Annotated in this window: 12 protein-coding genes; 8 read left to right on the top strand and 4 right to left on the bottom strand. The window is 49.2% G+C overall.

Annotated features, from left to right (window positions below; translation table 11 throughout):
• The first annotated feature begins 1,022 nt into the window (after positions 1–1,022).
• From O3C43_22645 to O3C43_22630, 4 genes are all read left to right on the top strand, one after another.
• Entirely contained in the window at positions 1,023–1,529 is a 507-nt protein-coding gene (locus O3C43_22645; protein ID MDA1069291.1) for a DUF1456 family protein, read from the top strand.
• Between the two features lie 329 nt (positions 1,530–1,858).
• Complete coding sequence (locus tag O3C43_22640) at positions 1,859–2,308, top strand: universal stress protein (protein ID MDA1069290.1); 450 nt, start codon at positions 1,859–1,861, stop codon at positions 2,306–2,308.
• 410 nt (positions 2,309–2,718) lie between these two features.
• Complete coding sequence (locus O3C43_22635; protein MDA1069289.1) at positions 2,719–2,964, top strand: hypothetical protein; 246 nt, start codon at positions 2,719–2,721, stop codon at positions 2,962–2,964.
• A 358-nt stretch (positions 2,965–3,322) separates the two neighbouring features.
• Positions 3,323–4,036, top strand: coding sequence for a hypothetical protein (locus O3C43_22630; protein ID MDA1069288.1), 714 nt, complete (start codon positions 3,323–3,325; stop codon positions 4,034–4,036).
• 649 nt (positions 4,037–4,685) lie between these two features.
• Here the strand turns inward: O3C43_22630 and O3C43_22625 are convergent.
• Entirely contained in the window at positions 4,686–5,141 is a 456-nt protein-coding gene (locus tag O3C43_22625; protein MDA1069287.1) for a sulfatase-like hydrolase/transferase, read from the bottom strand.
• Positions 5,134–5,523: a sulfatase-like hydrolase/transferase gene (locus tag O3C43_22620; GenBank protein ID MDA1069286.1), complete on the bottom strand. Its 390-nt coding sequence runs from the start codon at positions 5,521–5,523 to the stop codon at positions 5,134–5,136. Before O3C43_22620 ends, O3C43_22625 begins: the two co-directional genes overlap by 8 nt.
• A gap of 283 nt (positions 5,524–5,806) precedes the next feature.
• Between O3C43_22620 and O3C43_22615 the strand changes: the two genes are divergently transcribed.
• Positions 5,807–6,553 (top strand): hypothetical protein, encoded by a 747-nt coding sequence (locus O3C43_22615; protein MDA1069285.1) that lies wholly within the window; start codon positions 5,807–5,809, stop codon positions 6,551–6,553.
• Between the two features lie 192 nt (positions 6,554–6,745).
• Here the strand turns inward: O3C43_22615 and O3C43_22610 are convergent, their stop codons facing one another.
• On the bottom strand, positions 6,746–7,429 hold the full coding sequence (locus O3C43_22610) for an isochorismatase family protein (protein MDA1069284.1): 684 nt from the start codon (positions 7,427–7,429) through the stop codon (positions 6,746–6,748).
• Positions 7,430–7,587: 158 nt separating this feature from the next.
• Positions 7,588–8,433, bottom strand: coding sequence for an NIPSNAP family protein (locus tag O3C43_22605; GenBank protein MDA1069283.1), 846 nt, complete (start codon positions 8,431–8,433; stop codon positions 7,588–7,590).
• 297 nt (positions 8,434–8,730) lie between these two features.
• Between O3C43_22605 and O3C43_22600 the strand changes: the two genes are divergently transcribed.
• From O3C43_22600 to O3C43_22590, 3 genes are all read left to right on the top strand, one after another.
• Positions 8,731–9,054: a hypothetical protein gene (locus tag O3C43_22600; protein MDA1069282.1), complete on the top strand. Its 324-nt coding sequence runs from the start codon at positions 8,731–8,733 to the stop codon at positions 9,052–9,054.
• A gap of 164 nt (positions 9,055–9,218) precedes the next feature.
• Positions 9,219–10,241: a DUF2235 domain-containing protein gene (locus O3C43_22595; protein ID MDA1069281.1), complete on the top strand. Its 1,023-nt coding sequence runs from the start codon at positions 9,219–9,221 to the stop codon at positions 10,239–10,241.
• A gap of 179 nt (positions 10,242–10,420) precedes the next feature.
• Positions 10,421–11,011: an RES family NAD+ phosphorylase gene (locus O3C43_22590; GenBank protein ID MDA1069280.1), complete on the top strand. Its 591-nt coding sequence runs from the start codon at positions 10,421–10,423 to the stop codon at positions 11,009–11,011.
• Positions 11,012–11,091: the final 80 nt, after the last annotated feature.

The raw sequence follows: 11,091 nt of genomic DNA, 5'->3' as shown, positions 1-11,091 counted from the left end.
CTGTGGCTCGCTACGTATCAGAATTCCTACGTGGGAAACGCACCTCGGTTCAGCCCTACTTCAATAAGCTTACTACAGAGGTATTGGATTGACCCTTTTAGCAGCTCTTGACCCTTTTAGCAGCTCTTTTAGCGAAGCTTGGATTGACCCTTTTAGCGAAGCGCCTTCCTTCTTACCCCACAAAGGTATTGGATTGACCCCTTCCTTCTTACCCGACCCCTTCCTTCTTACCCATCTTGTACAGAGAAGCGATGGAATTATCGGAATATGCGATTCAGGATGCTACTCAGAGAAGATATTGTTCTCCGATAGGATCTGTTACACCTGAACTTTTAGCTAGAATTCTTCGGGGGGGATTAAACTCAAAGTTTCTCAAGAACCGCCTTAAGAAGATAATAAGTGATCATCTTGACCAACGCTAGATTGATAATAGCGGAAGCCGGAGAGGGTCTGCCCTTGATTGTTGGTAATCTGGGGAGGGGTCGAGGGGGACACACCTTGGATCTCGACAACAGGAATCATTGAAAGCTGTGGAGAGGAGGAATTAAATTGGCTGTATTCTCCATTCTCTCAGTGACCTCCTGTTTAATGTCGAGAGTTACAAATCGTTGGGCTTTGCCGGTATCATAAGTCGTAAGAAGAGTGGACTTCCCGGTCTTCTGGTTTAGAAGTTCATTCCATGAAAAACAACAAAACCGGAAGGGCGTAATACAGTCGTTAGCTTAAGCCGTGTAAAGCCATTCTCCTAAGGGTATGATCCGAGGACATCGGTAATGTTTCAAAATTGATCTGGTTGCATGGCACGCAATGCTCGAATTGAAATCAGCTTGAACGCAATTCATCCTACCCAATAACCAAAAAGTGTCGGGCCTAGTTGTTTAGTCCGCTGATCTTTGTGGGTTTCCGAGAGTATGCGTTTGTTATATTAACCACTTGCCCTATATCTCCGAAATTCCCTTTGGGTCTGCCCGTTTAATTTTTAATTCACTTCTGAAACGACTTACCCAACAATAAGAAACCGAATGACAAACAACGAAGTGATGAAAAGCGTGCGATACACGCTTGAAATTAAAAACAGAGAAGTGGTCGAGATGATCAAAGGAGGTGGTGTTGAATTGTCGGTTCTCGATGTGGTTGGTATTCTCAAAAACGAAGGGGATGAAGGATTTATCGAGTGCCCTGCAGAAATCCTTCACGCGTTTTTAGATGGACTGATTTTGGAACGTCGCGGACCAAGCGATGGTTCCGCTGGAAAATTCTCAACGGCTACGATCAACAATAATATGGTCCTTCGGAAATTGCGTATCGCATTTGAAATGAGAGATACCGATATGATGGTTACAATGAGAAGTGTGGGGTTCAAAATATCAAAAGGCGAAATAAGCGCCCTCTTTCGTACACCCACCCATAAGCATTTTGTGGAGTGTGGTGATCAATTTCTGCGTAATTTTCTCAAAGGGCTCACTCACCGCTTTCGCCCTGATAGAGAAAAGGGGGAGGAGTGCCAAGAGAACGGACCGAGTGGTTAAGTGTTTTCATAGCGGTCAACCTATCCACCGGTGGCTAAACAGGTTCAGAAAAGATCTATCCGATTTCCCTTATTTGACGGGTGGTGGAAGATCGGACTGAAGGCTGGTTAGTTGCCAGGAATTTCCTGCTCGGCGCCAGACGGCCAGGAAGAGATATAAACCTGTTCTGCGCGTCGCCTCAGGGGTCGATAAGACCTGAAGTATGCATGACCTGGTAGCGAGGGTTTGCTGTTAAACTATTTCTGGATCAATTCAGGGGGGTCGCTTGACTACAGAGGTTTTAATTATAGGCTACATTTAGCACTCAGAAACAAAAATAAAATACGACTATGGCAAATACATACCAGAACATCTTATTGGCTGTCGATTTTCACAAAGACGGCGAGGCGGTCATCGAGAAAGCTAGGAAGATGGCCAAGCTGCATGACGCAAGACTTCAATTGATTCACGTTCATGAACCTATTAATATGGTCGCCGGAGGTGATGGAATTCAATTTGTGAACGAGATCGGTGAATTGGAGGCGAACTATCGATCAGAAAGTGAGAGAAAATTGATCGCGTTGGCAACAGAGCTAGGCATAGCCGAGACTGACAGTCACTTCCTGGAAGGCCGACCTGCATCAAAGATACATGAATTTTGCGCCGAGAATAAGATTGATTTAGTGGTGCTTGGGTCTCACGGGAAACATGGTCTACAATTACTCTTGGGATCAACCGCTAGCAGTGTTCTCCACAACTCTGTTTGTGATGTTTTGGCGGTCCGGATAAAGAGTAAGTGATTTCGCAGTTTCCGATAGTCAATTATGGGGGAGCAATAAAGGGGAACGAACGCAAAAGTTAACCTCGGTTGAGAAACTAACTTCTGCTTTCTGGCAGCTTCACTTTATTGAGTTTCGGTTTTACGGAACCGATGGTGACTCCTCTCAATCCTGGAAGCTTTGATTAGTGGTTAAGAATGTGACCATAAATTGGAGTTACCGGATCCATATTAACGATGATTTGGGAAATCATCTGCCGCATGCAAGGCGCTTAAGGGTAATCCCAGAGGGTCGGCCCTTCACACGCCGCTATAGAAGCTTTGAGTGACACAGTGATTGTTGGTAAAAGGGGGACAGCCGCAGGGGACGGACCTTGTGTTTAGCGTTGGCGGATAAACTCATGTTTTGAGATCTACCGGATGGTGGGCCAAATGGGACAGGATATTCTTACGTCCATCATTTACTTTGGTCGAATGGTCGGGCAGATTGGAATTTCGAAGGAAACAAATACGTGTCCTGGTTTAATTAACAGTCGAAAGAAAGACATCATTATGGGCGATAAATCCCCGAAATCCAAACAGAAGAACTCCTCTCAGAAACAAGCTAAAGTTACTCAGGCCGACGCGAAAAAGAAAAAGGCCAACGAAGCTAAACAAGTGGTCGCTAAAAAGAAGTAACCATTAGCCCCAAGTTTATTGGAGGGAAATCCTGATCTGTACGGTTCGCAGATCATTGAGGGCAGGCCGAAGCGATTCGGCCAGAGTCTCTTCAATACCTGTGCTTTCACTCTAACAGTGACGGGGGCAGAAAAGGTGCCGAGGGCAGAAAAGGTGCCGAGGGCAGAAAAGGTGCCGGACCTGGTTGTTAAGTGTTTCTTTTTTCGACTGGGCGCTCAGCCCTTTTCAGATGGTGCATACTTACGGGATTTCAAACACCTTCAAGCGGGCAGAATGCTTGAGAAAAAGATTAAGCCTAAGGGTGGTATTTCGACGATTGCCAAGCATTGGTAGATGAGCTTTTAAACATAAGTATCCGATGTGGAATAGTCCTCACAAAATAGATGATGCGGGGTTGAAGTATGAACTCCTCGATATTTCGGCGCTGGTTTACCCGCTGGGTTTGTTGATGGATATGCAGGAGGATAGCTCCCCCTCAGACACTTTTGTGGAGGACATTGTCTGTAGGATGGAGAAGGAAGAGGTTGTCTTTGCCTTGTTTGAAGTTTTGCAGGCTCTGCTTGAGGATACACCGATTCCGGAAAAGGGGCATACCGGGTATCAGGAAGCTATCGTTTTCGAGCTTCTCAATGCCTGTTTTGGGCAGATTCAAATCGAACTGGGCGATTCTAATTTTGGGGATAGCGCGAGAAAAGCTGCCTGGACCAGCTTTGATCGTTTGTGCCTTCAAAGTGTGTCAGGTGAAGAAATAAAGGCTGCAATTTTGGGAGAACTACCACTCGATTATTCCGACCCGACTGTGCACCGCTCGGCCATACTCACGGACGAAATCTGGTATGAGATAGTGGTCGGAGAAGGATGCCTGCCAGGCCAATTCTTGTGGGACTATGATTACAGAATTGACCGGTTGATGGAATTGCCGGAATCAATGACTGAGCAAGTACGTGAATCGACGGGAATTGATTTGGAGGTTGTGCATAGACTCCCTTATACACCGACCGACGCAGAATACAAAATGGCCAAGCACTACCTTCAATACGTGGACTGGAAGCTGCAAACGACCGAGCAGTAACTCCTTTCCTCCAACACGACAGTTTATCATATTCACTCAACGCATCGCCCAATCACATGAGAGTCAGAACGGGGAGAGTCAGAACGGGGACACACCTTCCGCCTTCGCGCAAGGCTACGGCGCGACACGGTGGATCTCGACAAAGTGAAGTCGAAGTTTTTCGACTCTTCACAAGCCGCTATAGAAGCTTTTAGTGACACAGTGAATGTTGTTAAAATTATTTCCCTTAATTTAGGTATCGAATTTTCGCCAAGACTGGGTTGATAGTTTTAACTTTCTCTGGATCCAAATTTAATTTGGGAAAAACGATAAGGCACTGCAGAGTTCTTTCGGGTTGATGACATTGATGCCACTTTCCCCGGTCCTTTTGATATTCCATCCGGGATAAGCGAGGAATGGATCTACAGGTATCGATTCTTCGGCTTTTTATTGACTGGGGGTGATTCTTTCTGCGGGGAGATCCCTGGCATTGTTGCCTCTTTATTTTCAGACTCATCTGAAGCGGACCGCTCGGCGATCGGTCCCTACCTTGGATTTGTATAATGAAGCGGACCGCTCGGCGATCGGTCCCTACCTTGGATTTGTATAAAAAAGCTAAACAAAAGCCCCGCAGTTTGGAGAAACTCCGGCCGGTTCGAAGTTTCAGCGATTACTCTTGGATCTGGTTGGCTCCCCAGACCTTGATGAGTCGTGCCAGCACATCCGGGTGGCGCTTGCTCAGGTCGGTGGTTTCGCTGACATCCAGAGCCAGGTTGAATAGCTCGTCCTGATCCTTCCCGCGCACCAGTTTCCAATCGCCCATGCGCAGGGCCCCGGAAAAGAAGAGAAACGGGTGCTGCTCCTGTTTGCCGTTTTGGAGCAAGGTTGGGAGCATGGAAATACCATCGACAGGGTGGGTTGGCTGAATGCCTGCCAGTTCTGTGAAGGTCGGAAGCATGTCGGGGAAATAGGAGATGTGATCGGAGATCGAGCCTTTCTGGATTTTGCCCGGCCACCGTGCGATCATGGGTACCCGTATGCCTCCCTCGTAGTAGGTGAACTTCGTTTCGCGATAGGGGCCGTTTCCATCGAAGAACTCGACATCGTTTCCACCTTTGTCAGGCAAGACCCCACTTCCCAAAGGCGCCCGTGGTATAGCCCGCTGCCTGCATCAACTTTGGCAGGATCTGGACACCGGACTTGAGGCGTTGGCCCTGACCGTAGGTATCGGATTTACCGATATGTAAACCGGTGATAAAGGTAAAGCGGGAAGGCGCACATACTGCGGCACCTGAATAGTGCTGGGTGAAACGCATTCCCTCGGCGGCCAGTTGGTCGATGTGCGGTGTCTTGATCTTTTGCTGACCATAGCAACCGACTTCACCAATGCCTAAATCGTCCGCCAGAATGTAGATAATATTCGGTTGGCTGACGTCTGCCTGTGCCGACGGACTGGCATAGGAAAAAAAGAAAGCGATGCCAAGAGCTACCAAGTAAACGTATTTCATAGGTAGGTTCTTAACGGTTCCCATCCGCCATTCAACAGGAAAGTAAAATGGGGAGAAACCGATAGGGCAAACAGTCAATCCTGCTGCAAAAGGAGGGCCTCGGATGCTGTCTGACCGCGGATGTCTGAAAAACGCGTATGATTACCGTCCTCTTCATCCGCGATCCTCCTTTCGTCTTTCACCATTAAGGTTCTGTTAAGGATGCTTTTATTTACTGGTAGTATTACAAGGTGGTCTTACCGCCGACGAGCAAATCAACCCCAAAAATTAGAGGAGTATTAATATGAAAACTGAGCGTTATAGGTTAAACTTGGCAGGCTGGATGGCAGCCATGCTGATACTTGTGAGTTTGCCGGCATCTCTGGCAGGCAAAAAAGGCGACATTCTGGAGTTTGACGAAGCCAAACTCTTTCTTGAGCAGAATGCAACGGATGGAGATCTTGGATTGCATCTGAAAGTGGATGGGGAAGGCTGGGACTGGCTAGTCCTCACCGACAGAAAGCACCGCCGCCTGCTGGATGTTAAGGTCAAGGGAAATCTGGGGAAGGTTATCGGCCTGACCGAATTGTTTAGCGAAAGTGCTGAACCGTCATTTGACGAACTTCCCAAAGAGGAGTTTCTCGCTCTGTTTCCGGAAGGGGAATACTTCTACTATGCCCGAACCGTTGAGAAAGATTGGCTGGTAGGTGAAGCCACCCTGACCCATGATTTACCGGACGAAGCAGAGCTGAATTCACCCGCAGAAGACGCAGAAGTGGATTCTACCATCGACCTGGAACTGGATTGGGATGAGGTTCCAGATCCGGATGCACCCGACAGCGTCATTGAATTTTATGAAGTGGTCGTGGAAAAAGACGAAGACGATGAGTTACTCCGGGTATTCACCGTGATCATGCTTCCCGGAGAAACCGGTGTCAGCGTGCCCCACGAGTTCCTTGAACCTGGCAAGGATTACAAGGTTGAAATAATTGCCGAGGAAACCAGCGGTAACCGGACTGCCATTGAAGTTCCATTCACAACGGCTGAGTAGTTTCGATCAAACCGATTATCTGAAGGGAGGGGTTAAAGGCCTCTCCCTTTTTTATAGTCCGCATTGAGGAAAGGAAAAGGACCATTCGCGTCAGAGTTCATATTGTTTCTGATTCATTTTGAATCAGAGAAGGTAGTCACTTTGTTCCTCCGAACATAGCTAGCATGCATTTCCCACGGTGAGAAATTCAGGTTAGCTCTGTGTGCGGCTCGTATCTTCAAGCGCTTCGATGTACTGGATGGCTGCTTCGATATTAATGACATCGGCAAATCGGGCCTGAATATCGAAGAGGGTCCAGAGGTGGGCCGCCTCTGCCCGGTCGCCCACACATTCCCTTACGATGATGGGCCGAAAACGATATGCGCCGGCATCGGTTGCGGTTGCACGTATGCAGGCGCTGGTACTGCATCCGGTTATAAGAACAGTATCGACACCGTTTTGGATGAGGTAGGGGGCCAGGTGAGTTCCGAAGAACGCGCTGGCATGTTCTTTTAGAATGATAAGGTCCTTCGCTTCCGGCTGTACCCGTTCGTCGATTTCACAGGCGTGTGCGTCCCAGGCGCGGATATTCGGCGATTTATCCGCGGCTGACTTTATGGGCTGATCCGCGGTTTGCGGTCGATAGGTGCTGCTTGTGTATATGATGGGAATCGATTTTCTGCGACCGGCATTCAGGAGCTGCTGGGTATGCCTGACCGGTTCGTCGAGGCGTTTGGATCCGCCGGCGTAGGTGTCGTCGGTCCAACCATAGGCAAAATCCACCACCACAATCGCCGGACGTTTCCCCATCCCGAAGGATTTTTGAAAAATACCTCTCTCACGGTAATAGTTCTCCACGGATTTCATGGATTCATCGAGCGCTGGAAATTCTGACATAGGGTTCTCTGGGTTCGGATAAGTTAACGTTTAGGGTCTCTTGTTTCAAACAATTGGGGATTCTGATCTCTCGGAAAAACCAAGAGGCTAGGAACGCATTTTGAGTATGGACTAACCCATCGTTTGTTGGCGAAAGCGCCGACTTGGGTTCCCGCGGGTCAGAGGATCGAGTAGGGCTTGGGTGTGAGGAAGCGAGCGGTGTTACGGGACGTATTGTCTTTGTAAAAGGGATTGCTTTTCAATTCCTGCCAGCGGGGAGCGGGGCCGAATTTTTTCCAGTTGGCGAGGTGGGTGGCGAGATCGGGGCCGCTGGTGATGTAGCGCAGGTGGGGCAGGTTCGGCCCGGAGAGAGCTTGACCGAAGAAGACCGGACTCATGCCGAGATCTTTCATGAGTGAGATCTCGCCGTCGTTGAACATGGCCATTTTGTTTAGTGCTTTCAATTCGCTGTGACTCTCATAATCGCGCATCTCTAAAACGCGGGTCGCTATCCGGTCTCGCGAAAAGGCTGGCACTTCAAGTTGGGGCATGCCGGCAAACGCAAGCAGCAGCCAGCTATCGATCCGTTCAAACGCGGGTGTCGACTTGGGAACCTGCAGGTAGTCGGTGCCCGCTTGTTGGATGGACGGGTCGGCGTTGAGGGCAGCGCTTACCTGCACGTAGGTTTCGAGAGAGCGGTGAGTCATCAGCACCCAGACTGGAGACCCGGGCTTCGGCGTGCTCGTGCCGGCATTCTTGTCTACCTCGAGCTCGGTGAAGACACCGGTATTTTCCACGCCGATTTTTCGGAGCGCGGGCAGAAGGGCCTGTTGGAGATAGGCATCGAGCAATGCCGGATTGGCGTCAGTCTTGAGCCGGGTGTCCGCTTTCAGATGATAGCAGCGAAGTTCGTAATATTCCCGGGAAGTGCCGGTGGACCCGGCGGCGGAAATTTGAGAAGCCACTGCGGTGGTTGCGGAAGCGGCGAGCGTGGTTTTTAAAAAGTTGCGACGAGGTATGTTCATAGTGGTTTTATTTTAAGATCGATAGTTAATAGGTTCAGACTAATCATTTCTTATCTTTTGGCCAAACATTTTTTTGGGGTTGCAAAAAGGGGTCATGGGCGAATCCACAGGGAATGTTCCAGCAGATTCATGTTCTTCCCCGGAGCAAGACGATGGTAAAATATTCCATACAGGATCTTGTGAAGTAATTGCCTGACTCTTTGGGTTCAAACTCGACCACCACGCCGGATCCGATTACAACATTCAGGTCCAAGGCTGGAACTAGACCAAATTTAATAAAATGAAAGGACCCCGATTATGACGACAACGAGGAATGAAATGGTGACCAAGCTTAAAGCCGGTTTAGACCGATGTAATACCGAGATCGATGAGTTGGAGGAGACGGTCAAACAACAGAAGGCAATGGTGGATCAGGAGTTTGGCGAAAGGATTGCCAGCCTGAAACAAAAACGGGATGAGGCAAAGCAAAGGCTCCGTGAAATCCTGGGAGTAACAGAGAATGCCGAGCAGAGTCTGCAATCGGGAACGAAAGAAATATGGGGTGAGATCAAACATACATTGAAGGAAAGCAAGGATGCGTTTTTCGAAGGATTGGATGAGGATGAAGGCAAAAAACCGTAACGGCAAGAATCGGGTCAAGGCCTTGTCCAGAGGGATGGGACATTTTCAACTGAAAGTCGTGGCAGGTTTGACCTCAGGACAGATAGATCGTCTTAGGGTTGAGATTGGGCTTCGGATTGCTTAATCCTCGACGGTCAGTCCGGAACACTCCTATCGTTTCGGATATGAAGAAGATTGTTATTTGCTCTGATGGTACGTGGAACTCACCCGAAGATGAACGGGCCACGAATGTGCTTCGCTTCGCACGGTCAATTGCGCCGCGCGATGGTGGCGGAAAGAAGCAGGTGGTGTTTTATGATTGGGGGGTCGGGTCGGATCGTAAGAAGGTAGCGGGAGGTGTTTCCGGTGTCGGGATCGACAAGAACATCATGGATTGTTACCGGTTCATTGTTCACAACTACGAGCCCGGCGATAAGTTGTATTTCTTTGGTTTTAGTCGTGGTGCGTACACGGTTCGTTCACTGGGTGGATTCATTCGCAACTGCGGTGTTTTGAAGGCGGAGTTTGCTGAGCGGATTTCATCCGCCTACGATCATTACCGGAAGCGTCAGCCGAGCACGGGGCCGGATCATCGCACATCGAAAGAGCTTCGCGAAAAATATGCCTGGGAGGACCGAACTCAAATAGAGTTTCTGGGTGTATGGGATACGGTCGGAACCTTGGGAGTCCCTATCACATTTTTTGGCTTGCTCGACAATGCGGAGTATCTGTTTCACGACACCTCACCGAGTAGCATCATTCGCTGCGCAAGACACGCGATGGCGATTGATGAATGTCGGAAGGACTTTCCTGTGACACGTTGGGACAAGAAGCCGGGTATTGATCTGAAAGAGGTTTGGTTTGCAGGGGTCCACAGTGATGTCGGCGGAGGCTACAAGGATGACCATCGTCTGTCCGAGATCCCGGCTTCCTGGATCGCCCGTGAGGCAGGAACTCGTGGCCTTGTGTTTCAGCCACGGCTTGAGCAGGGATTGTCCAACACTCCCACCGCGACCCAGCATCCGCAACCGACGGGTATCTACAAGTTTCGCGGCAAGCGGTACCGTCACCTTGAGACCGATGATCTTGTGCATATTTCCGTGCAGGAACGCTTTAGCCGACTGGGCACAAAGTGGAAATCCCCCAGCTTCCGAACTTACTTCAAAGCCCTGTCCGAAGATTGGAACAACGCGAATCTGGAACTTTGAGTCTACTGCTGCAGGAGAGAGTTTTTTGAATCTGAGGGACCTGAACACAAGTCCAACTATTCATGATTGGCTAGAATGGATTCATTCGTAGAAGGCAAAAAGCGGGTAGGTATTTATCGCACACATCTTACTTTTTCTGTTAGCGAGAAGCTTGACGACATCTGATTTTAAAGTTCCCCATGATGACACTGAAGGAACATCCCCGATACAAACAGTTGCGACTCGAAATAAGAGCGGTAATTGGCGGTCTATTTCAACCATGGGAGGGTCCTCTTTATCGTTGTGTCGAGCTTGAGTGGGCTCGGCCTGAAGCATTGATTTCAGGAGAAGGTTCCCGCCGGTTTGGTAGCCGTTGGATGCGGCCGGGTTTGCATCGTTTGGTTTATGGGGCTTCGACTGAATTGATTGCTCTTAAGGAAACGCGGCGAGGATTTTCCTATTACGGAATCAAGAAACCACGTCAGAATCTGCGGGTAACGGTTGAGATTCTTGCCTCCTTCTCGAAGGTGATATTTTTGGCCGATCTGGTTTCTGCGATTTCCTGGTTGGAGATGGACGAGTTTTTGAAGGAAGACTGGCGAAAAGTAAATCAGGCCAGTAACGAAACGCTTTCTCAGGCCTGTGGACGTGTACTTATAGAGTCTGGTTGCGAATGCCTAGCCGCTCCTTCGGTCAAGGACGGGCGGGGGCGGACCTTCGTCTGGTTTCCCGACAATTTGGGATCTGGCTGTAAGGTGGAGGTTTCCGGACACAAAGAACTCGAACAATAGAGGGTGTATCTGAGCGTGCTCAGAATACGCCCATGGTTGAATAAGCCGGTGTCGGCCTGTGATATTCGGACTACTATGCG

It is taken from the genome of Verrucomicrobiota bacterium, assembly GCA_027622555.1.
In the GTDB taxonomy this organism is placed as follows: domain Bacteria; phylum Verrucomicrobiota; class Verrucomicrobiia; order Opitutales; family UBA2995; genus UBA2995.
The sequence above is the reverse complement of the archived record's forward strand: the minus strand, read 5'-3'. Positions and strand labels throughout refer to the sequence as shown.